Origin of the sequence: Streptomyces graminofaciens (genome assembly GCF_030294945.1) — a bacterium.
GTDB classification, from domain to species: domain Bacteria; phylum Actinomycetota; class Actinomycetes; order Streptomycetales; family Streptomycetaceae; genus Streptomyces; species Streptomyces graminofaciens.
The window spans coordinates 1-24,713 of sequence record NZ_AP018448.1; the positions used below are offsets into that span (position 1 = coordinate 1).

The window sequence follows — 24,713 nt, forward strand, 5'->3', positions numbered from 1 at the left end:
GGAGCGCGGGCGCGAGATCACGCGCGGGTACGCGGGAGAGCCGGTCAAGGTCGACCACTACTCGGCCAAACGGCACATGCGCGACCTGGAGCGCGCGCACCGCCTCTTCGGCCAAAGCGCCGAGGAGCAGGGGGAGGCCGACCGCTGCGCGGGCCGCGCCGACACAGCCGAGCACTACGAGCAGCACAGAACGAACCCGGGGGTGACGCTGCGCCGCCTGGAGCGCCTGCAGGCAGACCGGCGCCGCGTCGAGCGCCAGCAGGCCCGGACGGTCGACGACGCGAGGGCGGGTGAGATCACCCTTGAGGCTCTGGTGGAGGCCCTCGTCCGGCTCGACGCCGACCATGCCGACCTGTGCGACGAGATCGGCCACTGGGAGCGGATCGTCAAGGAGGCCGAGGCCGAGGGCGTGAAGCTGTGGGGGCCGGACGACTTCAAGGCCGGTGACTTCGTGCGCTCCGGCAGCCGCCTGCTGGAAGTACTGCGGGTCAACAAGAAGACGGTCACCGTGCCCGGCGGGCCCGAGGCAGGGCCGATCGTCTCGCAGGCCAACCGGCGGTACTCGTTCAACGGAAAGCTCCCGTACGACAAGGTCACCGGCCGCGTGAGCGCCGAGGAGATGCGGGCGCTGCTGGCGGAGGGGAAGGCGAAGCCGGGCGGAACCGCCGCCGAGAGCGGGCAGGACCAGCGCGACGCCTGAGCGCGCCGGTTCCCTGCACACGGCCTGGCATCCGCCGCCCTGACCTGCGCCACCCACGGTGGGGCAGCGCTGAGAAATCCAGTTGCCCCACCCCCCACATAAAGTATTATGGAACATGTCCACGAAGCGAGCGAGGAGACTCCCCGTGAACCTGCGCGACGCGGCCGCACTGCTCACCACCCACGCCCAGCACGCCTACACGCTCCAGCGCGAGGCCGGCGCCGCCCTCACCCTGGGCACCCAGAGCGACCCCCGGCGGCTGGCCCGGCTCGCCCACCGGGCCGAACGCGCCGTAGAACTGGCCGTGTTGTGGGACGGAGTCCTCTACGAGGCCCACGCCACCGGCCAGCGCGACCTTTTCCCGCTCGCCGACCCCGCGCGTATCGTCGCCGCCGCCCGCACCCTGCGGACCCTCACCCGCGACGGCATCACGCGGGCGTACGACCTGACCTGCGAGCAGTTCCCCGACAGCGCCCCGGAGAGCCCCGCCCGGCACTGGGCAGCACGGCTCTTCCTGCTCCACACCAACATCGTCGATAACCTGCCCGGCGCCTCCACGGCCCCCGCCGTCCTCGCCGAGCTGCGCGCCCGACTCACCGACGGCTCCAGCGGCGTACGGCTGTCGGCCGGAACCACGGCCACGCTGGAGCTGGTCACCGCCCTGCGCGAGCGACTTGGCGCCGCACCGGTGGCCGCCCGAGACATCCCGGCCTGCGCGGGCAAGATCCTCATCCGCGCGCTGGAACTCGCCGCGTTCCAGGGGTGCAGCCTCACCACCGCCCCCGGCCCCGGCAACACCGCCGTCCTCGTCCCCCTGGTCGAAGGCTGGAGGATCCAGATCGACGACGAGGGATCTGCCGAGCACGCGCCGGAGGACCACACCAGCGGCAGGGGCAGCGGGGGATGGACGGCCCGCCTGTACGACCCGGACGGCGAAGCGATCGACGTGGTGCGCCACCCCTCCCCCGACACGGCTGATGACTGCCTCGCCGACAGCGCGGCGTGCGCCCGCCAGCTGACGCAGTGGCGCGCCGAGAACCAGGCGAAAGGCCCTGTCCAGGACTGAGCACCGCCCTTCCCCGCCCCGCCCGAGACGAAGGAGGCCCCGGTGTTCCCCGACCCCGAACCCGACGTACACGCCCACCTGGACGCCGACCCGCGCTGCACCTGCACACTCCTGCGCTGCGGCGGCTCCGTCCTGTCCCCCGGCTGCCCCAGCCACGGGATGACCTCGCAACGTACCTTCACGTGGCACTTCGCCGACCGGTGCCCCCACCGCTGACCCGACGTTCCGGGAGATCCCGCACACGAAAGGACCGCCGCCGTGCCCCAGGCTGACACCCCGCTGGACACCGCAGACCTGTCCACGCTCGCCGACCGCCAGCAGGCCCGGTTCACCACCGGGCACAGCCCGGTGTCCGTGCGCAGGTACGCCCGCTCCTCGGACTTCGTACGGGCCGCCGTGCACTCCCGCAACGGACAGGACCGCGCCGCGCTGCTGACCCTGCGCCCCGAGGCGTACCCGCTCGCCCCGGCCTGGCTGGCCACCATCGCCCAGGCCGCACCGGAAACGGCCGACCACCGGCACCCGTCCGCCGCCATGTCCTCGGTCCGGCTGCTCGCGAGGATGACGCCGGACCACCGCAACGGCATCCCCCGGCAGTTGGACGGCTCGGTCGGCTGGAGCATGCCTGGCGCGTCCGTGCGCGTGTGGCCGGACGGCCGGATCGAGCTGCGCAGCACCACGGGCGCGGAGCTGTCCGGTCAACTGGAGGGCTCCGAGTGGGACTCCTGGAAGGTGGCCGCCGTGGCAGACGCAGGCCTGCGTCTGCTGTGCGCCCCCGAGGCCCGTCACCTGACCCGTACCGGCCAGCCGTCCGGATGGCACCGGCCGTTCGACCGAAGCGATTCCGCCGGGCTGGGGCGCGAGCGCAAGGGCAGCCAGATGTACGACGGCTCCACCGTCGCGACCTGCTCCTGCGGCTGGAGGGTGACGGTCGAATCGCAGCTGGGTGCTCGCGCGCTCGCCGAGCAGCACCGCCGCGAAGCCACCAGCGGCGAACCCGCGTAACCGCCGACACCCGCCCGCACAGAGCGCGTACGGCACTCCCACAGTCCCGAAAGACGAGAGAGGCTCCGCCATGCCCCGATCCGCACTGTCCCCGCCGCCCGCGCCGGCCCCCGCGACTGATGACGACCGCAGGTGCGTCGACTGCGGCCTGCCCTGCACCGAGCAGGTGACCTCTTTCCCCCGCATCGGGGGCGGAACACGTGCTGTGTACGCCTGCTCCGTGCACGCGGCACAGCGCCGCAAGGCCATGTGAACTGCACTTTTGGCGGTGGGGCAGCGCTGAGAAATTCAGTTGCCCCACCCCATCAATGCAGTATTATGGAACATGTCGAGAGGGCGGCTCCCTCCCGGCCCCGCTGAAAGTCCGTCAACCCAGCATGAGGAGGCCAGACATGGCCACAGCCACCAAGCCCGACTCCGCCGACCAGACCGCCGAGTCCGCCCCGGTCGACGCCGACGAGGCGAACCTGACCGCCGTCCTGCTCGACCCGGACACGATCGCGCGCGACGAATGCAACGCCCGCGAACACGACACCGAGCCCGACGCCGACCTGATCAACTCCGTCAAGGCCGTCGGTGTCCAGGACCCGGTCAGCGTCCGCCCCCGCCCGGACGGCACGTACGGCGCGTTCAAAGGCTGGCGGCGCACCCAGGCCGCACAGATCGCCAACGCCACCGCCGAGGCGGAAGGCCACGAGAAGCGGCAGATCAAGGCATACGTGCGCGCCGACATGGTCGGCCGGGACGCCTGGACGCGGTTCCTGTCTCTGATCGAGAATCACCAGCGGCAGGGCATGTCCCCCAAGGACACCCTGAAGGCCGCCGAACTCTCGCTGATCGGGATGGACGAAGTCGAGCAGAAGCAGGCCGCACGGGCCCTGGGCCTCAAGCGCGGCACCGGCAAACGGCTTGGCCGCGCCCAGCAGCTCGACGACGCCACCCTGCGCCGCGCCTCTGCCGGGGGCATGGACCTGGAACAGATCGCTCAACTCGCCGAGGTCGAGGACGTGCCCCGCGCGCAAGACCGACTGCTGCGGGCGCTGGCCCGCGACGAGGCCGAGGAGGGCGGCGGGCGCGGGCACTGGGACCAGGAACTCGCGCTGCTCAAGGCCGAACAGGACGACCGCACCGCCCGCAAAGAGGCCGTCGCGGCACTGGAGAAGGCCGAAATCCCCCTGCTGCCCACGCAGGTGCCGTACGGGGAGAAGGACACCGCCCGGCCGCTGTCGGAACTGACCACGCCGCTGGGCAGGCCGCTGTACGAGGGCAACCACAAGGGCTGCCCCGGCCACAGCGCCCGGCTCGACGACGAGCATCAGCCGGTCTGGTACTGCGCCGACCCATCCGAATACGGCCACAAGGCGCGCCCGAAGCCGAAGCCGGAGAAGACGGCCGAGGATGAGGAGAAGGCCGCCGAGCGGGCCCGCACCACCGCGTGCAACCGGGCCTGGAAGGCCGCCGCCGGTCCCCGGAAGGAATTCGTCACCCGGCTGGTGCGCGGCAGCAAGGCCCTGCCGGAAGAGGCCTGGAGGTTCGCCCTCGGGGTGCTGCTGGACCTGCCCCGCTTCTACGGCAAGTGGGCCGGGCGGCAGGAAGCCGAGGACGTGGCCAGCTTCCTGGGGGTGAAGCTGCCGGAGAGCCCGTTCGAGCGCGTGCGGCTGTCGGATCTGGTCGCCCAGCCCAAGGCCCGGATGGCGCACATCATCTTCGCGCACGTCGCCGCCGCCTTCGAGCGCGACATGCGCGACCCGAAGGGCTGGAACGACGCCAGCATGCAGGTCCGCTTCCTGTGGGAGGACCTCACCCCCCAGCAGGCCGCCTACCTGCTGCTCCTGGAGAAGCTGGGCCACGACGACAAGGGCAGCTACCGCCTGTCCGAGGTCGAGGACCAGGCCGTCGCCCCGCACCGAGACGCCGACACCGAGGACGGCGACGAATCCGCCGCCTGACCCCTCCGGCCAGGCCTCGCACGCACGAGCGGCCGGGCACCGACGGTGCCCGGCCCCCAACCGCCCTGACTTGAGGACCTCAAGGAGTCCGTCATGCCCAAGTCCGGCTCTGCTGAGCCCGAACCGCAGGAAGACCACGGATACCAGCCGCTCACCCTCGACGTGCTGCGGCAACTCGTCGGCAACGAGTGGGCCAGCCTTCCGGGCGAAACCCTGGTCGTGCTCTCCCGGGACGCCGACGGCAACGGCTACTCGCCGTTCAGGACGTACGCGCACGCACGCTACTCCCCCACCCACGAGCTGACCGGCGAGGTCTACCCGCTGGAAAGCGAACTCGCGGAGTACGCCGACGTGCGTGACCTGCTCCCCAAGGTCCCCGACAGCGCCCGCGCCGCGCTGGTGCTCTACCCGCTCGGCTGACTGCCGTGGGCCCGGCGGGCACCGCACAGCCGGTGCCCGCCCCTCCGGCCTTCCGGCGCCGGTTCCCGGCCGGGCGTACCAGCGCCCGGCCCATCCCCCGCAACAGAAGAAGGGACACACTCATGCCCACCCTTGCCGAGATCCGCGCCTTCGTCGGCCAACTGTCGGAGGTCGGGCAGCTGGCCGCCGTTCAGGAGGCAGCTGCCGAGCGCCTGATCCAGATGGACGCCGCCAAGCGCCCGGTCATCGCCCCGGGCCGCATCGGGCGGATCACCACCACGATCACCCCGGCCTGCCTGCGGCTGCTGACCGGCACCGTCCAGCAGCGCAACCGCACCGGAAGCCGCTTCGACTTCCTGCTCGACGAGGCCTCCACCGAGCGGCTGCGCCGGGACCCGAGCAACACCCGATTCCGCATCGCCGAAGACGAGAAGCGGTACCGGATCCCGAAGATCCCGGCCGCGTGCATCGAACTCACCGACGCCCCGGCCGAATCCTAGACGGCACCGGGCCTGGGGGCAGCGCAGCGAGCTGCCCCCAGGCCCGCGCCGACCAAGGCCCCGCCCAAGTCGCCTACCGGCCCACACACGCGTTTCGCCTGACCAGCATCGGAGCCACCCAGTGAACAGCAGCACCGCACCACTCGACACCGCCGCGCAGATCGCCACCCAGGCACTTGCCGAACGAGGGATCCCCTCGTACACGGACGACGACGCCGGAAACTCATGGCTGGTCGTTGGCCTGCCCCAGAGCGCAGACACCTCCCCCTCCAAGGGTGTCCGGCACGTGGTGCTCTACGTCGTCGACCCCTTCGGCGACCAGGACGAGGTGATGGTGGACCGCGCGCCCACCGGCCCCTCGGACCACTGGTGCGCCGTGTCCGTCGACAACAAGGGCGTGCAGCGCCCGCTGATCGCCCGGCCCATCCCCCAGTTGGCTGCCTGCATCGAAGCCATCGCCAACTGGCTCACGCCGCCCCCGGTCTGATCCGGCCCACAGCTTCCGCTCCCCGCGCCCAGACCGCCCGCATGACCAACCACCCGAAGGGACCGCGACTCCCATGAGCCCAGCCATACCTGTGCGCTGCCTCGGCCGTCCGCTGGCCGGCGGACTGGTCGTGCCGTGGGTCTCCCTGATCCACAACGGGCACGCCGTGTTCGGCAGCCTCGACGCCGACCGCGCCCGCCGCGCCTTCCTCCAGCGTCTGTGCCAGATCTGCCGCCATCCGCTCCAGGAGCGGTTGTTCGTCATCGTCCGCCCCATCGACCAGCAGCAGGGCTACTCCCCCGAGCCCGGGCTACACCCGGAGTGCCTGCCGTACACCGCCGCCAACTGCCCCATGCTGAACGGCGCTGTCACGCACTACCGCACCCGCCCGGTGCTCGCCTCACACCCCGCGGGCCGGCCCTGCGCCGACCCGTCGTGCCCCTGCCCTGCACAGGCCCCCGACGAGGGGCACGCCGCCCGCAGCGGACGGCCCGCCGACCGGTACGAGGCATGGATGATCGCCGCCCGGCACTACCAGCTCGTCCCCCACCAGGAGGCGCCCGACGTCCCGGTCGGCATCAGCCTTAACGTGCCCGTCCTGCGCAAGCGCACGCTGCGCGAGGCCACTCTGCCCGCCGAACACGCTGCCGCGCCCGCCCTGTTGCGCATCGCCCTGGACTTGGAGCTCTAACCCCCGCCCGGCCTTGCGCGGGTCGGCACACCGACCAAGCCCACCAGGAATGAGGACTGCATGCCCACCGACTACCCCGTGACCCTCCCGCCCGTTCCCGACGAGCCCGAGACCGCCTGGCGAGCCCAGCGCGTGGGCGACACGGTCTTCGAGCGTCCGGACGAGGGCTGGCCCTCCGCCACCACCACCTTCGCGATCGACGCCTCCAGCGCGGCCGAGGCCGAGCTGCGCGTGCTGGCGTGGATCCACCACAGCGACGAGGACGACCTTCGCCAGGCGACGGCAACCGCAGAGGGCCCGGCAGGTCCCGACCGCTGGCACGTCAGTCTCCGGATCCTCGGCGAGTTCTGACACACCCGTCAGGCCGGGCTCACTCGGCCGACCCCCTGAATCAACCATCGGCCGGACGCCCGGCCGGGACGCGCCGCCGCAGGCCGTCCCATGACCCCACGAGCAGAGAGGCCCACAGTGATCATCGCCGACCCGACCACGCCCGCAGGCGCGGCCGTCATCGAACTGCACCAGCAGCTCACCGAACTGGAAGAGAGGGCAGGCGAATGGCCCGGGGCGGATGTCGTCAGCATCCTCGAACCCTGGCTGGAGCGGTTCGACTTCGCCACGGCCTCGGCGCCGGCTGTCGCCTTCATCGCACCGCGCCCGCCGGGCCAGGTCTGGCTGCTGCGCCGCTGGGACCGGCACGAGAACGACGTGCTGCTGTTCACCGACGAAGACACCGCCCTGGCCGAACTCGCGCGGCACGTGCGCAGTTCCTGGGCGAACCTCCTGGGCGAAGAAGACTTCCCCGACCAGCCGCCCACCGACGACCGCACGGCCGTGGACCTCTACTACGGGCCCGAGCGCAGCAACCTCCCGGACGAGGGTTACTCCCTCTACTGCGCCACCATCAGCGGATCCGGCCGTGCCCGCGTCGTGCCCCTGGACTTCCGATTCCCCGAGGCCGACGCCTGCGAGCAGGCCAATCGTGACGCCACCTTCCACCCGCAGACCGACGCGAACGACCTCCCGTGCACCGAGGTCGACGGCGTCCTGGTGTTCGTCTACCTCGACCACGAGCTCGGCGCCGTAGGGGTGTCGATCCACCTCGACAGCGCCGCCGAACGGCTCGTGCGGCCCGACGGAACGGTGCCGCTGCGCGTCAAGGTGGAGGACACCGTCGTGCTCGACGACAGTGGTGCGGAAGGCGCGCCGCGACCGCCCTTGCTGGACGAGTTGCTGAACGCGGCCGAGGCCGGCCAGCGGGAGGCGATCCGCGCGGCAGCCCTGGCCGCCGGGATCCTGTGGCACTGCCGGACCTGCCATTGGGACAACCCGGGTGCGGCAGTCTGCTGCGAGGGCCCCGGGCCCTGCCGGAAGCCCAAGCCCGCCGCAGAGCAGACCGCCGCGTAGGCGAGGGGGAAGGCGGGCCGCGCAGGCGTAGGACTGCGGCCGGCCTCGCCGGGGGCGGGTGCTCCCATCCCGAAGGAAAAGGGGATGACACCCACCCTCGGTATCAGTATTATGGAACATGTCCGGGTGGCTCCCGGGCACTGCCCGCACGTTCGTCACATCGAGGAGTACCTCCATGAGCGGAGAGACCGCCGCCGTCGTCCGTGGACGCGTGTACGGAACCGTGCGGCTGCGCCACACCGAACGCGGCACGCCCGCCGCCCGGTTCACCGTGGTACAGGTCCCACGCGAGTACGACCGGGCACGCGGCCAGTGGCGCGACGGGGAACCGGTCCCGGTCATCTGCACCGTCACCGGCCCTCTTGCCCGGCACGTCGCCGAGTGCCTCACCGACGCCGTGCACGTGATCGCCACCGGCAACGTGGCCCTGCGCGACAACGTGCTCCATCTCGACTCCGCCCAGGTCGGCGTGGACCTCGCCCACCACGTCGCCTACATCGACGACACCCTGCCCGCCGTCCTCGCCGGACGCGCCCCCGCTCCGGCCCCGACCGCTGCGGCCACGCCCGAGCCCCCGCCCGCTCACCGCGCCGGAACGGCCCGCCCGGCCCCGGCAGGCCGCCCCGCCCAGGTTCCGGCAGCAGCGCCGGAGACCGACTGGTGGCGGTCCGCACCGCGCACGTCCTGGGACGCCGCCACCGCGCCCAGCCGCACCGGGCGCTGACCGCGCCCTCGATCCACCACCGCCCATCGCTGCACCGGCATGCCCGCCAGCCGCAGCCCTGTCACGGAGGTTCGCCGTGCCCAGCCCCGCCCTGCCCGAACGCGCCGCCCGCGCCGCGCTCGCCGCCCACTTCACCCCGGCCGCACTCGCCGCCGAGCTCGCCCAGTCCTCCGCCCAGGAGGTCTGGGAGCAGCGCGTCCGCCACGACAACAGCGGACGCCTGGCGCAGTACAAGCCGACGGACGAACTCGCCAACGCGCAGCTGTCCTGCCAGTTCATCATCCCCTCGGATGAGAGCTGGCCCACCGCCCTGGCCGACCTCGGTCCCGACTGCCCGCTCGGCCTGTGGGCCCGCGGCGGCGACCAGCTGCCGCACCTCACCGCCAACGCCGTCACGGTGACCGGCAACCGCAACGCGACCGAGCAGGCCATCACCCGGGCGCAGGCCTTCGCCACCGCCGTCGCCGAGGCCGGTCACACGGTCACCGCGACACTCGCGTACGGCGTCGACGCAGCCGCCCACCGGGCCGCCGCCCTGGCCGGACGGGCAACGCTCGCCGTCCTGCCACGCGGCCTGGACCGCGCCCACCCACACGACCACGCCCAGCTACTGAGCTCCGTCCCCGCGACCGGCGGCGCGGTGGTCAGCCTCTACCAGCCGGGCACCGCAGCCAGCGGCGCGACCCTCAGGGCCAGCGCCACCCTGCTCGCCGCGCTCGCACGCGCGGTGATCCTCATCGAGGCCATGGACCACGCCGAGGCGGCGATGCACACCGCCGAGGTAGCCGCCGCCCTCAACCGGCACCTGCTCGCACCGCCCGCCACCGAGGACATCCGCGCCGACGGCAGCACCCGCCTGCTCGCCGAGCAGCGCGCCGTCCTGGTCCCGGACCCCGCAGCGGCGCTCGCCCTGCTCTGACGTCCCCAGCCGCCCCGTGCCCGGCCATTCACCTCCGGGCACGGGCGTGCCCCAGAAGGAGTGACGGACCGCCATGCCCCGTACCACGTACACGCCATCGCTGCCCGGCCTCAGCACCACCGACGACCTGGACACCGTCATCAACTGGGGTCTCGGCGCCGACTCCACCGCCTATCTCGCACGGATACTCACCGATCCCGCCGCGCACGGGATCGACCTGGAGCGCACCGCCGTCCTCTACATGGCCACCGGCAGCGAGTGGCCCGAAACACGGCTGCTGTGCGAGGAGTTCATGCTCCCGCTGCTGCGCGAGCACGGCGTGCGCTTCGTCCAGCTGGCACGCAACGGGCACCTGAAGTCCGATGGATTCACGGTCCTGGACGACTCCCGCCACCCCGAGCGGCTCTTCGCCCGGGGGCCGTGGACGCTCTGGGACGACCTGGAGTCCGTCGGCACGGTCCCCCAGCAGGCCGGCACCCGCAAATGCAGCCTGTGGGCCAAGGGCGATGTCGGTGACTGGTGGCTCACCCAGGTCTTCGGCGGCCGCCCGTTCAGGCAGATCGTGGGCTTCAACGCCGACGAGCCCGGCCGCCCCACCAAGGACACGGCCAACTCGAAGGTCCCCGGACGCACCGGGGTGTTCCCGCTTGTGTCCTGGGGGTGGGGCCGGCAGCAGGTCGAGGACTACCTCCTGAAGCGGTTCGGCGTGCACTGGCCCAAGAGTTACTGCACCTTCTGCTGCTTCCCCGTCTCGATGGGCGCTCTGCCCGCCCACCTGGAGCGCATGCGGTCCCACCCGGAGATCGCCGGTGAGGTGCTGCGCCTGGAGTACACGGCGATGAGCCTCAACCCGAACGCGAAGCTGTACGGCAAGCGCACTCTCCTGGAGTTCTTCGACCCCGCCCTGCCCAGGGACCGGGCGTGTCTGGAGGCGTTCGAGCGCGAGCTCGACATGCCGTGGGCGCTCTACCACGTGCGCCGGCTGTTCCTGCTGTCCGCCGACGGCGAGCAGCGCCCGGTGATGCGCTCCACCGAGCGCGTCGACCTCGGCCGCCCGCAGCAGCTGGCCCGGCGGCTGCTCTCCATCTCCGAGAGGCACCGCGTCGAGGCCGAGCACGACCCGGTGTACGGGCGCGCCCGGGCCTGGATCCGCCCCCGCACACAGGGCCGGCCGATGGCGGAGGAACTCTTCGCCACCGCCCCCGCCCGCGTGATCGACAAGCAGGACAAGTACTTCGAGCGGGAGTGGGACGCCCTGATCTCAGGCCCCGCCGCCCAGCTCCCGCTCGCCTGAACCGCCCCCTCACCCCTCCTTCGGAAGGACGTCCCCGTGCGCGCATCCATGGCCCCAGCCGCTGCTCCTCCTTCGCTGCTCCTTCGCCGTGCTGTACCTGGCCACGCCGTCGGGAGCTGACGTACGGGCCGCCATGCAGGCCGGGCTGCTGGCCTGCATGACGACTCCGGCCCAGGGCAACGTGATCCCGCCCGGCGCGCTGTACGCCTGCGACAACGGCAAGTTCGGCAAGGGCTGGCCCGGGGCCGATGCCTGGTTCGCCTGGCTGAAGGCGACCGTCGACCGCTACGGACGCGAGCTCTGCCTGTGGGCCGTAGCCCCCGACGTTCCGCTGGACGCCGCGGCGACCCTGGCCGAGTCGCTGCCGTGGCTGGAGCGGATCCGCTCCCTGGGCGTCCCGGTCGCCTTCGCCGCCCAGGACAGCAGCGAGCACGGCCTCATCCCCTGGGACTTGATCGACGTGCTGTTCCTCGCAGGCTCCACCCAGTGGAAGACCTCACCCGCCGCCCACCGCCTGGCCCTTGAGGCCAGCGAGCGCGGCCTGGCCGTCCACATGGGCCGAGTCAACTCCCGCCGGCGACTGCGCATCGCACAGGCCTTCGGCTGCACCAGCTGCGACGGCACCTACCTCGCCTTCGGGCCCGACACCAACCTCCCCCGCCTCCTGGCCTGGATGAACGAACTCCACACCACCCCAACGCTGTTCGGAGACGAAGCATGACGACCCGCCTGCGCCACATCGGCGCCGCGATCATGGGCATCCTCGACCCCATTCCCTCCACCGTCCCCTCCCCGATGAGCGAAGAGGAAGGCGCCTGGGTCCGCGCACACGCCTGGACCAAGGGACTACGCAAGATCGACGACGCCTACCCCCACGGCTTCCACCGCTGGTGCTCCTGCGAGCGCGGCATCTGCCCCGGCTGCGCCTCCGGGCACCACGACCGGTGCGTCAGCGCCCGCGGCCCCCGCGTCGACAAGCACGCCGACACCATCACCGACGCCCAGGGATTCGTCGTCGCCGTGATCCGGTACGGACCAGGCCAACGACCCTGCCGGTGGCTCTGCCCCTGCCCTCACCCGGCAGACGTCGAAGAAACCGCTGACACGGGCCAACCCGAGAAACCCCCTGCCGCCCAGCACGCCGTCCCCGCGCACCGGCCTGCAGCCGCCCCGGAGGGACAGCTCACCCTCTTCGCGAGCGGCCCTCAGGAACGCGGGGACGGGGAGGCACCGTGATGTTCCCGGTCCAGGAGACCCTGCCGTTCGAGGACCTGCGGGAGATACCGACCGCGTCGCCCTGGTGCCAGCGGTGGCGCGAACGCACGCACTCCTGGCGGCACGTCCGGGACGGAGGCTTCGACGCCCGCCACTACGAAGTCGCACCGCTCAACGAGGCGCAGGCCGAGAAGTTCGTCATCACCCACCACTACTCCGGGTCCTACCCGGCGGCCACCCAGCGACTTGCCCTGTACGAAACGAGCACGGGTGAGCGACAGCTGAGTGGTGTCGCCGTGTTCGGAGTCCCCGTCAGCGAGGCCGTGCTGACGAAGCCCCTGCCACAACTCCGGCCCTACACCGAGTCCTTGGTGTGCCTGCGGTTCGTTCTCCTCAATGAGTGCCCCGGCAATTCCGAATCGTGGTTCCTCGCCCGCTGCTTCGACGCCTTGCTCGCTGCCGGGGTGCGCGGCGTGGTCTCGTTCGCCGACCCTGTGCCGCGCCGGACCGCCTCAGGCGCTCTGGTCATGCCCGGGCACGTCGGGACGATCTACGCGGCGACGAACGCGGTGTACGCCGGCCGGGCAACCGCCCGCACGGTCAAGCTGCTGCCCGACGGCACCGTATTCCACGACCGCGCGGCCCAGAAGATCCGCCGCCAGGAGCAGGGCTGTGAGTACGCCGCCGCCCAGCTCACCGCGCTCGGCGCTCCGCGGCTGCGGCCCGGCAGCGACCCGGCCCTGTGGCTGCGCGAGGCCCTGACCGCGGTCGGCGCCCGCAACCTCCGCCACCGCGGTGCGCACCGCTACGTGTTCCGGCTCGGCCGAACCCGCCGCGAGCGGGAGGAGATCGAGCTCGGCCTCCCCGCTCTGTGGCCCTACCCCAAGCAAGCCGACGCCGAGCCCGCGGCCACCTGGGCGGAGTCCCCGGCATAGCCGTCCGACCGCGGACTGCACGCCGTCCTGCGCACCCAGTCCCACCGCCCACTCCTCGACGCAACTGGAGCTGACATGCCTTCGCGAACCGCCAACCGCCCGCCCCGCACCCCCGTTTTGACCTCCTACGATCTCCTCGCACCCCAGCTGTCCGGCGGCAAGGACAGCGCGGTCATGATGGCCGTGTTCATGGAAGAAGCCCGGACCGCCGGCGTAGCCGACCGCGTCATCTCCTACCACTCCAGCCTCGGTGTGCTGGAGTGGCCGCCCGTGGTCTTCGACGGCATCCGCTACCCGGGGGTGTCCGAACTCGCTGCGCTGCAGAGCAACGCCTTCGGCGTTCCGCCCGACCGGCACGTCGAGGTCACCCGCACGATGCCGGGCCCGGACGGCACCCGGATGCCGCACAGTCTGCTGACCGAGATCGCGGCGTACGGTCGCTTCCCCCGCATGGGCAGCCCCTACTGCCGAAAGGCCGCGAAGGAGAGCGTGGTCTCCAGCGCCTGGACGCCGATGGTCAGCCGCCTCAAGCGCGAGCTCGGCCGCCCGGTGCGGATCCTGAAGGTCATGGGCCTGCGCAGCGACGAAGGAGCCGACCGTAAGAAGCGCCCTGCCTTCCGTACGGTGCTGGCCAACAGTGCGCGGGTCGTGGACGAGTGGCTGCCCGTCAAGGACTGGTCGACGGACGCGGTCAAGGAGTGGCACGCCGACGCACCCGTGCCGTACTGCTGGACGTACGACTCGGTGCCCGGCGCGGGCGACTGGGCCGGAACCTCCCGCTGCTCGTGCTCGCTGTGTGTCTTCGCCTCCCGCGCCGACGTGCTGCTCTCTGTCGGCCGGCGGCCGCGGCTGGCTGACCTGTACGCCGAGGTCGAGCAGGTGCGGGGCGACAGCTTCCGCGCGGACTGGCGCATCACCGACCTGATCCGCCACGCCAACACCTGCGGGGCACCCGACCCCGGCGTCGTCTGCCCGGACGACGGGCCCGAGTTCACCGCCCTGCAGGAGCAGGTCCGGGAAACGCTGAAGAAGGACCCCCGCAAGGAACCCGAGATGGCCCGGCACAGCGGGCGAGCCCTGTGCGACGGCTGCACCGACCACAACTGATACCCGCGTGTGCCGGGCCGGGTCTGGACGGACCCGGCCCGGCACACGTCTCCCTTTACAGTGGATTCAAGGAGATGACCATGGACACCAACCCCACCGCCCTGCTTCTCGACCTCGCCGCCAGCGCCCAGGACCTGAGTGACCGGGAGGCGCTGCAGAACCTTCTCGCCACGGGCCACCACGCCTGGTGCGAGGGCGTCGCCGACGTCCAGTCCGGCATCCGCCGGGAAGTCGCGAGCCTGTCCGACGCCCAGCTCGCCGAGCGGTGCTCTGCTGTCGGCGCTCCGTGGGAGGAGGGGATGACGCGCGGCGAGGCGGTCTCCGCGCTCGCGTTTGCCACCTGGGATGCCGCGCCGGCTGCCATGGCCTACGCGGAGCTGGAAGAGCGCGCTGCGCTCTTCGGTGTCTGCCTTCTTGGCGAGGAACTTCTGTAGCCGCCTCTCGCGCTGGGCTGGACACGAACCCCCCAGCTTTGGCATTATCGAACCTGTCGCGCTCGACCGGGCGCCGGCACCGTCTTGCCGATCCTTCCAAAGGGGCCCAGATGTCTCCCGCCGAGCGGCTCGTGGACACCGCGCAGATCGTGTCCGAGTTCGGCACGAGCAAGCCCCGGATCAGCGAGTGGAGCAACGACCCGGACAGCGGATTCCCCGCGGTCGCGCACACCGAGGGCCGCAAGCGGTTCTGGCACCACACTGAGGTCGCGGAGTTCTTCGCGCAGCGCGCCCCGAAGAAGCGCACGCTGCCGGCCGCGGTACTCGAGGCCGACCAGGACGAGCTGCTGACCAAGCGGGAGGTGGCCAAGCTCCTGGGCTACACCCGTACCTCCACCATCGACGCCTACTTCCGCGACCGGCCCGGGTACTTTCCCGAGCCCGACGAGGACGTCGACGGACCGATGTGGCGCCGCGGCACGATCGTCGCCTGGGCCAGCAACCGGCCCGGCAAGGGCCGGCGCAGCTCCGCCCCGGCCGCCGCGCTGCCCCCGGTGTCGGTCGACGGGGACCCCGACGAGCTGCTCGGTACGGCCGAAGTCGCGAGCCTGCTCGGCTACGGCAGTGTCGCTTCCTTCTCCAGCGCCCTCTACCAGGGGCGCATCCCCGAGCTGCCGGAGCCGGAGACCCTGGAGAGGGAAGAGGGCAGCCGCGGCAGGGCCCGCAAGAAGTGGCGGCGGGCCACCGTCGTCGCCGCCGCCCGCACGCGCGGTGTGCTGCCGGCCGCCGACCAGGACGAGAACCAGGACCTGGTCGGCGCCGCCGAAGCGGCCCAGATCCTCGGATACAAGGATGCCGACAGCTTCATCAGCGCGCTCGGACACGGGCTCCTGCCCGATCTCGAGCAGCCCGACGGGTTCGAGTACCGCCGCGGCAGTGCCGGCCGACCGCGCCAGCAGCGCTGGAGACGCTCCCGCCTCGAGGAGCTGGCCGCTCGCCGGTCCTCGACGCCCTGACTACAGCGCACCAACCCCGCGTCACACGCGGGATACCGTAAGACCGCGGCCTCTGGTTTAAGGGATCGACGAACTCCCGGCGGGCCAGACGCCGCACGATGGCCGGTATGGAGAGGCCAGCCACCTCTCCGCCGCGAAGCCGCACGGCTTCGCGGCACCGGCCATCGCCGTTACGGCCTGTGCCTCGCCTCAGCTGCCGGGCTGCAAGTCTTTGCCGCCGTCGTTCCCGGACGCGGCGCCGTCTCCTTCGGCCCGGCCCGCCGGCTGCCAGGGCGCTTGGGGCGTGTACACCGGGACAGCAGTCTGCGGAAGTCCGCCCAGACTTCGTACGCCTCGTAGCCGAACATCACGTGGCTTCCCCGGGATTGACGGAAACCAGCAGGCCGTCGCCCGGCCACAGGGCGCACCCGGCTTCCGCCCAGGCCAGTTGCCTGCCGACCTCGACCAGGACCTCGATACGGTCGGCGGGCCCGTACGTCTGATAGCGCTCGGCCGCCGGATCGTAGACCCGGACCTCGCTCCGCGGGCCGGAGCACACCAGGGCACGGGCGATATCCGGCAGGCCCAAGCTGAGCCCGTCGCATTCACGGTCCTGGATGAGCTGAAGCAGGTCCGCGGTGACCGCAGCCCAGTCGCCGACCTCCCCCCAGCGCGCTCCGCCGTCCAGCTCGTGGGTGAGCGTGGACAGCGGCACGATCTCACCCTGCCGGCGGCCGCGGGTGAGGCGTTCGTAGATGCGTGCGCCGTCAGGCTGCCGGACGTGCGGGTGCAGCAGCGAGGCTGCGGCCACGAGCGAGGTGTTGATCTCCTGGGATGCGGCCGGGTAGTAGGCCTCGTGGGCGAAGAGCAGGTACACCTCACCGGTCGGCTGCTCGGGACGGTCTTGGGGCATGTGCGTTGCCTCCTTCGTCGTGACGGGGGTTGTGTGGTCGGCTGAGGGCTCGGGCTGGTGGCGGGGTTGGGGCGGATAGGGACCCAGCGGCTGCTGTCGGCCAGACCGGTCTTGGCGGTCGGGCGATGCGCCGCCCTTCGTGGGCGTGACGATCCGGCTGGTCTGGACGGCGAGTTGCAGCATCAGCCGCTCGCGGGCGATGAGCTCGCTGGAGGCCGAGCGGGTGTCGCGGCGCTGGAGCAGGTCTGCCGTGTCGAACAGCTGGTGGTGGCCGACCTTGACGGCGCGCCGCACCTCGTAGCGGTCGCTGCGAAGAGCCGCTTCGACGAGGCCGGTGTGAAGAGCGGCGAGGCGCTGCAGGTAACGGCAGGCGGCTTCGGCCTCGACGATCCGGACGTTCTCGCCGGCGCGGGCATCGAACCGCTCGGGCAGGTGCTCCACGAGCAGGGGGGCTAAGGCGGCCGCGGGCACCACGATGCTGAAGGGGACGCCATGCGTGATCGCGAAGATGGCCGCGATCAGAGTGAGGGCCGTGACGACGGCGGTGGCCGGCCGTACGGTCATGGGGCCGAGGCGGATGAGGTGTGCCGGTCGCCTGGCCAGCCAGCGCAGGACAAGGCGCTGGGAGCGAGTCGCGATCGGGGTGAACACGGCGATCCGGTGGGGCTGTTCGGGCAGGCTGCCGTCGGCCGGGACACTCCAGTCAATCCACCCCCATCCGGCCCGTTCACGGATCAGGACCGGTTCGCAGCCATCCGCGCAACCGGAGCCGCAGCAGACGTGGCCGCCGTGCACCGCGCGGGACCGCTTCCTCTCCCACCGCTGCTGCTGTTGCTGGAACGGGCGCAGCCGCTGAGCGATTTCGCTGGTCGGCGGTGTCTGGGTGGTCATGGTGTGCTTCCTTCCAGCAGGTTGGTCGATGCGGTGACACAGGTGGTGCAGCGGCCGTCACCGTCGGGGTGGGCGCGCCGGGGAGTTGGGCCGGGGCAGGTGCGGCACGGTGGCCAGCCCAGGCATGCGGGGCAGAGGTCTTCGCCGGGGGCGGTTGTGGGAACGCCGCAGCCGGCGCACTCGACGAGCGCTCGGTAGGTCAGGGCCTCGGTCACCGTGCGGGCGGCGGACGCCGTGGACGACCGCTCGGCCGGCAGCCGCCCGTACGGTTCGTCGTCCAGGACGTCGCCGTGGTGGTGACGGCTGTCCAGAGTGGCGGGCGGCGGATAGGCCTGAGCGGCCCGCAGACGGGCGGCGATGATCGCACCAACCGTGGTGCGCACTGGGTTCGGCAACGGCCGGTCGGTGATGACGTGGCGCAGCTGCTCGCTGCTCCAGCCGGACTCCATCATCACGGTGAGCATGCGGCCCTGGTCGGTCAGCACCTTCCCGGTCAGCAGGAGTTCGGGGCGGCTGCTGCCGATCTCGAGCAGTAGCTGGATTCCCGGATGCATCTCGTCCGCCGGAGGCGCGGCCGGCGGGGACGCTGGTGCGTCCGGCTGGTCCGTCCCTGCAGGTGTCGCGACGTCGGCGCGGTCGCACGGACGGAGGGATCTGGTCTTCTGCTTGTTGGTCTTCTTTCTGTTGGTGTTCTTAGTGGGGCGATTAACCGACGTCGGGTTATCCACCGGTGGAAAACCCGACATCGGCCCGGACCTGCTGTTTTGCAGGCTGGGCAGGTCGGTGATGAAGTACGCGGCCGCGCCGAGGGTGCCGTCGGGGTGGCGCTCGCGTTCCCGGAGCAGGAAGCCGTGCTTCTCCAGCTCCTTGAGCCCGCTCTTGACGGCTGCCTCGCCGTCGCGGCCGCGGCGCGCCAGGTCGGTGACGCTCATCCGCCAGCCGTCCCGGTGCGTGCTGATGAGCCCGAACAGGCCCTGGGCTTTGAACGACAGCCGGGGGTCGCGGAACAGGCCGTTGGCGATCTGGGTGAACTGGTCCCCGGCCATCACCCCACGGCGGATCCCCGCCCCGAAGCCGGGCCCGGCCTCACCCGCTGGCACGAAGGCGAGCGCCGTGCCGACTGCCGGCGCGAGGTCGGCACCGCCGGAGGCCGGGCGGTCCGTGATCGAGTACACGATCTCGCCGAGCGTCCCGTTGTCGTGCCTGAGCTGTTCGCGGACGAGGTAGCCGTGCCTCTGCAGTTCGCTCAGGCCGCCGCGTACGGCGTCCCGCCCGTCGGGTCCGGCGCGCACGAGGTCGGCGACCGTCACGTGCCAGCCGGCGCGGTGGGTGCTGATGTAGCCGAAGATTCCCTTCGCCTTGAAGGAGAGCCGGCTGTCGCGGAACAGGCCGTTGGCGATCTGGGTGAACTGGTCCGCCGCCATCACCCCACGGCGGATCCCCGCCCCGAAGCGGCTCATCGTGCTTCCTCGCACGCCATGTGCGCGCGGCCGCTGACGCCTTGGAGCAGGCGTGCGGGCGCGAGGTGGCCGGGGCCGCTGGGTGAGAAGACGTAGGCGAGATCCATGCCGTCAGCTCACCCGGCGCCCCCGACCAGGCTGACGGCCACAGCCCCCGACCACCGGTCACGATCCGGCAACATGCGCACTGGGCTGCCGTGGTCGGGCTTGTGGTCGGGCCGACCACGGGTCTTCCCCGTGCTCGGGAACGATGCGCAATCGCGGCTGCGCAGTGACAGCGGAACTCGTTGCGCAGTCGGCTGCGCAACGGGTCCGGGTCGTGCGCAGTCGGCATGTGCAGCCGACTGCGCACAGCGGACAGGCACCGCCGGCCTTGGCTCTGCGCAGGAGGCCAAGTCGTGCGCAACCGGGCTGCTACGGCCTGCCCCTGAAGGCTGCGCGCGCCCGATCGACCGGCGGCCTCTCCCTCTCTACCCCCTGAGCTCGCTGCACCAGTTCAACCGTCCGCGCCGCCCTTTACGCCGGTGGTCGGTTCAGGCGTGCCCGGTCGTTGTCGGTGCCCCGTGGTCGGGGCTGTGGTCGGGCCGACCATGGGCCCGACCACGGGCTTTGTGTCCCCATCGTGACCGTGGTCGGGGGCTCATGGTCGGTGGTCGGGTCGGGGTCGACGGGTTTTCTCAAGGTCAGCAAGTACACGTTCTGACCTGGGAGTTTGACCATGTCCCCTGGCAAGCAGGCGTCGGAGAGCGACGCTGCTCCTCCGATGGCCGCAGGCATCGAGCTGGAGAAGATGAGGCGCCGCGTCCGCCTGTCGCGCCTGGCCCTGTTCACCGCGATCGCGGCCGGTCCCGTCGCCCTGGGCGTGGCGGTGATGTCCGGCCCGACCACGGCCAAGGCCGCCCCCTCGGACAAGCCGGCCGCTGTGCGCACCGCGGCCGCCGCGGCCGACCCGGTGGGCTATGCGCAGGTGTTCGTCGGCGCGTGGTTGCGCAGCAGTTCCGACGACGAGGGCAGTGCGCAGGCGCGGCTTGCGCAGTTGCTCGCGCCGGACGTCGATCTGCCGGACCCGGTCGCCGGTGCGCAGCCGGAGCTGGGGTCGGTGACCCCGGTGCGCAGTGCGCAGCGCGACGCCGGCGAGTGGGCGGTGACGGTGGCTGCGCAGTACGCCGACGGACGGGTGCGCTACTTCGTTGTCCCCGTGGCCGCCGACGCGAGCGGGAGTTCGTTCGCCGTGACCGGTGCCCCGGGGGTGGTGGCGGGCCCGGCGCGCGCCGTGGTGGCCCGGTCGCCGTACGGCGTGAGCGTGCCGTCCGGCAGCGATCTGGCGTCCGCGGTCGGGGAGTTCTTCGGCGCGTACCTGACCGGGGCCGGGGAGGTGGATCGCTACCTCGCGCCCGGGGTGAAGCTGTCGCCGGTTTCGCCCGCCCCGTACCAGGCGGTCGCGGTCCAGGAGGTGTGGGGCGCTGAGGAGGCCGCGGCCGCCGAGCAGGTGCCGGCCGACGGTACCGAGGTCCGCGTCCGCGTCCAGGTCGAGGCCCGGGATGACGCCGGGCGCTGGCCGCTGGCGTACGACGTCGCCCTCAAGTCCCGCTCCGGCCGGTGGGAAGTCGCAGCGCTGGAGTCCGGGACCGTCCGGGACGGGGGTGCCCGGTGAACACGGTGCAGAGCATGATGCTCGCCGGGCAGCTGGACGACCTCGGCGACAGCTGGATCAACATGTTCGAGGACTGGGCAACCAAGGGCCTGCAGGCCGGTCTGATCGTGCTGGTCGTCGTCATCATGATCCAGAAGTTCAGCCTGAAGGCCGGGATCGGCGCCCTGCTGCTGATGATCATCGCGCTGGGGCTGTACGACTCCCGCGAGGACCTGGCGGACATGTTCACCGACGAGGTGAAGAACCCGGCCAAGGGCGCGCCCGCCGTGCCCGGCGTCGTGCAGGGTCCCGAGCCGCTCGCCCGGGTGCACTCGGACGGCGCGGGAGGCCGGCTGTGAGCGCGGCGGCCGCGGGGCGGGTGGGCCGCTTCTACACCTCCGCCCGCCGCCACCCGTGGGTGCTGGGCAAAGTCGCCGACTGGAAGATCCCGCTCGGCCCGTACACGCCCGCCCAGATCGCGGTCGCGGTGGGCGGCGGCTTCCTGCTGGTCAAGACGATCGGCTGGTGGTCGTGGATGGGCCCGGTGCCCATCGTGGCCTGGGTGTTGACGGTCTGGGCGGTACGCCGGCCGAAGATCAAGGGGCGCGCCCCGTTGCAGGCGGCGCTGGGCTGGGTGCTGCTCGCCTGGCAGCCGCAGGGCGGCCGGATGGGCGGGAGGGCCGCCCGGGACCGCCTCTCCCGTCCTCTGCTCGGCGGCTTCACCGTCGAAGAGGCTGATCCCGCTGTCTCGGCGGTGGCGGCGCCGCCGCGCGCCGACCAGCCAGCAGTCGGCCGGAGCGCGCCCCGGGGCCGGGCTGCCCGTCCGTCCGCAGGGCCGCGCTCAGAGCCGCAGGCTCGCCCGGCGCCGACGGGGCCGGTGTCGGGTGTGCCGGTGTCGGGTGTGCAGCAGTTGCTCGCCCTGGCCCAGCAGGCGGGGGGTGCGCGGTGAGGGTGCCGATCCGTCACATCGCCGGGCATCTGGTGTGGTCGACGCACGGCAGTGTGTGGGCCCTCTACCGGCTGCACCCCGGTCCGGACGCCCGCGGCCGCCGGGAGGAGACCGTCCAGGGCACCTACGTGCCGGCCGCGGTCCGCGACGAGCAGCTCGCGAAGATCACGCACTTGATCCGTTCGTTGACGGGGGCGCCGCGCCTGTTCGGGCTGTGCGCACAGGTCGACCCAGGCGAGATCGCCCTGCGCATGATCGAGGGCATCGAGCCCGGCGCCCAACCTCCCGGCGACGCGCATCCGTGGGTGGAGAACGTTGAAGCCACCCTGGACCTGCTGAACGACCAGGAGATGCACCGGCGCACCCTCTGGCTGGCGGTGCCGCTGCAGAACGACGCCGCGGGCGGGCAGATGACCGCATCGCTCGGCGCGATGTGGGCGGACGTCGCACCGATGCTGGGCATGCGAGCGGCACCCGTGGCACGCCGCGAGGTGACCGCCTACCGCGAGCAGGCCTTGCGGGTGGAGGCCGCACTCGCCGGCGGCGTCGCCCTGCGCCCGGCCCGCCCGGCAGAGATCGTGTGGATGATCCAGCACGCTCTCCACCGCGGCCTGGACGAGCCGCTGCTCACCGAGGCCGAGACCAGCGACCTGTACGGCGGACAGCTGAGGACGGGGATGCTGCACTCCCCCAGCTACGCCGACCTCGGCCAGGCCCGCCTGCAGGAGGGCGGTGTCGACCCGGCTCTCGACGACGCCGACGACCTGACCGGCGGGGACCGGATCGGCCGGTCGGGCAGCAAGGCGTGGTGGCGGCTGAGGACGTCGTCGCCGCTCAAGCGGCGGTGGCTGCAGGTGGAGTCCGACGCCGGGGTGGGCTACCAGGCTCAGCTGGCGCTGGCCGAGTGCCCCCCCGCGGTGAGCCAGGACGCTGCTGACCTGTTCGCCCAGTTGGAGACCCTGGATTTCCCCGTCGACTACACCGTCGACCTCACGCTGGTGCCGGCCGAGAAGGCCCGCGACCAGGTGCGGCGCAAGAAGAACGAAATCATCGACCAGGCCGACCAGTACGACGCCCGCCCCACCGGCATGCCCGCCTCGCTCACCGAGGCCGCCCGCGACCTGGGCGAGCTCGACGCCCGCCTGTCCCGCACCAGCGTGGAGGTCGAGGTCCAGTCCGTGACGGTCCTGACCGTGTGGGGTCCGACCGCCGCCGTCTGCGACGCCCGCGCCCGGGCCCTGGCCGCGCTGCTCGGCGGCGCCGACTACCGTGCGGTCCGCCCGGCTGGCCTTCAAGAGGCCCTGTTCACCCTCGGTCTGCCCGGCACCGCACGGCCCGGTGTAGTCAGGGAGTTCACCCAGCACCAGGTCAGTGAAGACTGGGCGCTGGGCGGAGCCTTCACCGCCTCCGAGGTCGGCGACCCCAACGGCATGTTCCTCGGTATCGACCTGGACTGCGGCACCACCCGCCCCGTCATGATCAACGTGGCGGACGCGCCGAAACAGGACGCCTCCGCCTCTATGGGCGTCGTCGGAGATCTCGGCGCAGGCAAAAGCGTCCTGGAGAAGCTGATCTCCGAGGCAGTGTGGGCGCGCGGCGGGGTCGCGATCTGCATCGACCGCACCCCTGTGCGGGAGTGGGCGGGCTTCGCCCGCACCGCGGCCGCGGGCCGCTGCCAGATCATCGACGCCGCCCAGGCCGAGGTGTCCATCGACCCCCTGCGCATCTTCGCTGGCCCCGAAGGCCGCCACTACGCCCTGTCCTACCTCACCCTCCAGCTCGGCATCGGCCCCATGAGCACCAGCGGGGAAGTCCTGCACCACGCCGTGGAGCGGGCCGCAGTCGGCGAAGCCCCCTCCATGCACCGGGTCCTGGAGGTCCTCGAGGAGATGGGCGGGGCGGAGGCGGGCAAGCGGCAGGACGCGGCCGCCACGCTCGCCGGACTCATCCGCGTGGTGGCCAGCAATCCTCTCGCCGCGATGGTGTTCGACCCAGCCCTGCCGCCCGTGCGGCTGGACGCCTCCAGTGCCTCCGACATGATCGTGATCACGACGACCGGACTGAAGCTGCCGCCCAAGGCCGCGTTCGACAAGCCCGAAGTGCTCCACCAGCAACCCCTGGAAGCCCTGATCGGCCGCGCGGTCCTCTACCTGATCGCGGCGATCGCCCGGCAGACCGCGTTCGAGGACCCCGAACGGTTCACCGCGGTGGTGACAGACGAGCTGTACTGGCTCACCTCGTCCGCCGAAGGCACCGCCCTGGTCCACGAGATCCTCCACGACGGCCGCAAGCACGGCGCCGGGCTGATCGCCGGATCCCACGACGCGGAAGAACTCGGCCCCGACCGCGGGCTGATGGCCTACCGCGCGCTCGCCCGCACCACCGACCGCGAACGCGCCCGCCGGGGGCTGGAGTTCCTCGGTCTCGATCCGAACGACCCTGAGCTGCTGCGGCTGGTAACCACCGGCCTGTCCCCCGTCGGACAGCGCGGCCGCGAAGGCGAGTTCCTCATCGCGTGCCCGCGGCAGAACATCGGCCGGATCAAGGTCAGCATCCCGCGCATCAAGCGGATCTCCTCCTCCATCACCACCACGCCGGGACGCCGCACCACCGCGCCCGCGCCGCTCGCCGGCGCCGCTGCGGGCGACCGTCAGAAGGAACTTTGATGACCTCTTTCGCTCCCCGTCGCTCGAGGCGTCTCGCCGCAGCCGCGAGCGCCCTCACGGCCATCGCCGTCGCCGTCGGCGTGCTCGTCCTGGTGCTCGGGGCGAGCCTGCCGGAGACCTGGTGGCCACGCACTGGACACGCCTTCGCCGCCGACACCGCCGGGACGCCCGCAGGCGCGTGCGATCTGATAGCCGGTCCGGCCAAGGCGTACTGCGAGCGCGGCCGCCACGCCACGAGCGCCGCTCCCGCCCAGGGCAGCAGCGCCGCCGCCTGGAAGCTGGTCCCCGCCGCGGCGGTGCTGGGGGCGCTCGTGATCTGGCGCCGCGCTCCGGCAGGGCGAGGGCGGGCTTGA

At 72.1% G+C, this 24,713-nt stretch carries 27 protein-coding genes; 25 read left to right on the plus strand and 2 right to left on the minus strand.

Annotated features, from left to right (window positions below; genetic code table 11):
* The 20 genes from SGFS_RS00005 to SGFS_RS00100 form a co-directional block, all read left to right on the plus strand.
* Positions 1-700 (plus strand): DUF3560 domain-containing protein (locus SGFS_RS00005; protein WP_286246558.1); only part of this gene is annotated, 700 nt, incomplete at its 5' end.
* 145 nt (positions 701-845) lie between these two features.
* Positions 846-1,766: a hypothetical protein gene (locus SGFS_RS00010; protein ID WP_286246560.1), complete on the plus strand. Its 921-nt coding sequence runs from the start codon at positions 846-848 to the stop codon at positions 1,764-1,766.
* 42 nt (positions 1,767-1,808) lie between these two features.
* Positions 1,809-1,982 (plus strand): hypothetical protein, encoded by a 174-nt coding sequence (locus SGFS_RS00015; protein WP_286246562.1) that lies wholly within the window; start codon positions 1,809-1,811, stop codon positions 1,980-1,982.
* 42 nt (positions 1,983-2,024) lie between these two features.
* Positions 2,025-2,771 carry a hypothetical protein gene (locus SGFS_RS00020; RefSeq protein ID WP_286246564.1) on the plus strand — a complete coding sequence of 249 codons (747 nt, stop codon included), beginning with the start codon at positions 2,025-2,027 and terminating at the stop codon, positions 2,769-2,771.
* A gap of 392 nt (positions 2,772-3,163) precedes the next feature.
* A complete protein-coding gene (locus tag SGFS_RS00025) occupies positions 3,164-4,720 on the plus strand; it encodes a ParB/RepB/Spo0J family partition protein (RefSeq protein ID WP_286246566.1) in 1,557 nt (518 codons plus the stop codon).
* Between the two features lie 93 nt (positions 4,721-4,813).
* The gene (locus SGFS_RS00030) at positions 4,814-5,140 is read left to right on the plus strand and encodes a hypothetical protein (RefSeq protein ID WP_189784916.1); all 327 of its coding nucleotides are present in this window, start codon (positions 4,814-4,816) and stop codon (positions 5,138-5,140) included.
* A 122-nt stretch (positions 5,141-5,262) separates the two neighbouring features.
* On the plus strand, positions 5,263-5,640 hold the full coding sequence (locus SGFS_RS00035) for a hypothetical protein (RefSeq protein ID WP_286246572.1): 378 nt from the start codon (positions 5,263-5,265) through the stop codon (positions 5,638-5,640).
* A 121-nt stretch (positions 5,641-5,761) separates the two neighbouring features.
* The gene (locus tag SGFS_RS00040; RefSeq protein ID WP_286246574.1) at positions 5,762-6,127 is read left to right on the plus strand and encodes a hypothetical protein; all 366 of its coding nucleotides are present in this window, start codon (positions 5,762-5,764) and stop codon (positions 6,125-6,127) included.
* Positions 6,128-6,200: 73 nt separating this feature from the next.
* Positions 6,201-6,818, plus strand: coding sequence for a cell envelope biogenesis protein OmpA (locus SGFS_RS00045; RefSeq protein ID WP_286246575.1), 618 nt, complete (start codon positions 6,201-6,203; stop codon positions 6,816-6,818).
* Between the two features lie 60 nt (positions 6,819-6,878).
* Positions 6,879-7,169 carry a hypothetical protein gene (locus tag SGFS_RS00050; protein ID WP_286246578.1) on the plus strand — a complete coding sequence of 97 codons (291 nt, stop codon included), beginning with the start codon at positions 6,879-6,881 and terminating at the stop codon, positions 7,167-7,169.
* Positions 7,170-7,259: 90 nt separating this feature from the next.
* Entirely contained in the window at positions 7,260-8,225 is a 966-nt protein-coding gene (locus tag SGFS_RS00055; RefSeq protein ID WP_286246580.1) for a hypothetical protein, read from the plus strand.
* Positions 8,226-8,400: 175 nt separating this feature from the next.
* Entirely contained in the window at positions 8,401-8,949 is a 549-nt protein-coding gene (locus SGFS_RS00060) for a single stranded DNA-binding domain-containing protein (protein WP_286246582.1), read from the plus strand.
* Positions 8,950-9,025: 76 nt separating this feature from the next.
* The gene (locus tag SGFS_RS00065; RefSeq protein WP_286246584.1) at positions 9,026-9,868 is read left to right on the plus strand and encodes a DNA-processing protein DprA; all 843 of its coding nucleotides are present in this window, start codon (positions 9,026-9,028) and stop codon (positions 9,866-9,868) included.
* A 73-nt stretch (positions 9,869-9,941) separates the two neighbouring features.
* Positions 9,942-11,162, plus strand: coding sequence for a hypothetical protein (locus tag SGFS_RS00070; protein WP_286246587.1), 1,221 nt, complete (start codon positions 9,942-9,944; stop codon positions 11,160-11,162).
* Between the two features lie 88 nt (positions 11,163-11,250).
* Positions 11,251-11,883, plus strand: coding sequence for a hypothetical protein (locus SGFS_RS00075; RefSeq protein WP_286246589.1), 633 nt, complete (start codon positions 11,251-11,253; stop codon positions 11,881-11,883).
* Positions 11,880-12,398 (plus strand): DUF6248 family natural product biosynthesis protein, encoded by a 519-nt coding sequence (locus tag SGFS_RS00080; RefSeq protein WP_286246591.1) that lies wholly within the window; start codon positions 11,880-11,882, stop codon positions 12,396-12,398. Before SGFS_RS00075 ends, SGFS_RS00080 begins: the two co-directional genes overlap by 4 nt.
* On the plus strand, positions 12,398-13,312 hold the full coding sequence (locus tag SGFS_RS00085) for a Mom family adenine methylcarbamoylation protein (protein ID WP_286246592.1): 915 nt from the start codon (positions 12,398-12,400) through the stop codon (positions 13,310-13,312). Before SGFS_RS00080 ends, SGFS_RS00085 begins: the two co-directional genes overlap by 1 nt.
* A gap of 75 nt (positions 13,313-13,387) precedes the next feature.
* Entirely contained in the window at positions 13,388-14,419 is a 1,032-nt protein-coding gene (locus SGFS_RS00090; RefSeq protein WP_286246593.1) for an adenine nucleotide alpha hydrolase family protein, read from the plus strand.
* An 80-nt stretch (positions 14,420-14,499) separates the two neighbouring features.
* Complete coding sequence (locus SGFS_RS00095; RefSeq protein WP_286246594.1) at positions 14,500-14,853, plus strand: hypothetical protein; 354 nt, start codon at positions 14,500-14,502, stop codon at positions 14,851-14,853.
* A 110-nt stretch (positions 14,854-14,963) separates the two neighbouring features.
* Complete coding sequence (locus tag SGFS_RS00100; protein ID WP_286246595.1) at positions 14,964-15,869, plus strand: hypothetical protein; 906 nt, start codon at positions 14,964-14,966, stop codon at positions 15,867-15,869.
* A gap of 346 nt (positions 15,870-16,215) precedes the next feature.
* Here SGFS_RS00100 and SGFS_RS00105 read toward each other — a convergent pair whose 3' ends face one another.
* Complete coding sequence (locus tag SGFS_RS00105) at positions 16,216-17,652, minus strand: hypothetical protein (RefSeq protein WP_286246597.1); 1,437 nt, start codon at positions 17,650-17,652, stop codon at positions 16,216-16,218.
* Positions 17,649-19,112 (minus strand): helix-turn-helix domain-containing protein, encoded by a 1,464-nt coding sequence (locus SGFS_RS00110; RefSeq protein ID WP_286246599.1) that lies wholly within the window; start codon positions 19,110-19,112, stop codon positions 17,649-17,651. Before SGFS_RS00110 ends, SGFS_RS00105 begins: the two co-directional genes overlap by 4 nt.
* Before the next feature lie 718 nt (positions 19,113-19,830).
* Here SGFS_RS00110 and SGFS_RS00115 point away from each other — a divergent pair.
* From SGFS_RS00115 to SGFS_RS00135, 5 genes are read left to right on the plus strand one after another with little or no spacing between them, the layout of a single operon-like run.
* Entirely contained in the window at positions 19,831-20,766 is a 936-nt protein-coding gene (locus tag SGFS_RS00115; RefSeq protein WP_286246600.1) for a conjugal transfer protein, read from the plus strand.
* Positions 20,763-21,104: a hypothetical protein gene (locus SGFS_RS00120; RefSeq protein WP_286246601.1), complete on the plus strand. Its 342-nt coding sequence runs from the start codon at positions 20,763-20,765 to the stop codon at positions 21,102-21,104. The genes SGFS_RS00115 and SGFS_RS00120 overlap by 4 nt, the downstream gene beginning before the upstream one ends.
* Positions 21,101-21,694, plus strand: coding sequence for a hypothetical protein (locus SGFS_RS00125; protein WP_286246602.1), 594 nt, complete (start codon positions 21,101-21,103; stop codon positions 21,692-21,694). Before SGFS_RS00120 ends, SGFS_RS00125 begins: the two co-directional genes overlap by 4 nt.
* Complete coding sequence (locus tag SGFS_RS00130; protein WP_286246604.1) at positions 21,691-24,360, plus strand: ATP-binding protein; 2,670 nt, start codon at positions 21,691-21,693, stop codon at positions 24,358-24,360. Before SGFS_RS00125 ends, SGFS_RS00130 begins: the two co-directional genes overlap by 4 nt.
* Positions 24,360-24,713: a hypothetical protein gene (locus tag SGFS_RS00135; RefSeq protein WP_286246606.1), complete on the plus strand. Its 354-nt coding sequence runs from the start codon at positions 24,360-24,362 to the stop codon at positions 24,711-24,713. Before SGFS_RS00130 ends, SGFS_RS00135 begins: the two co-directional genes overlap by 1 nt.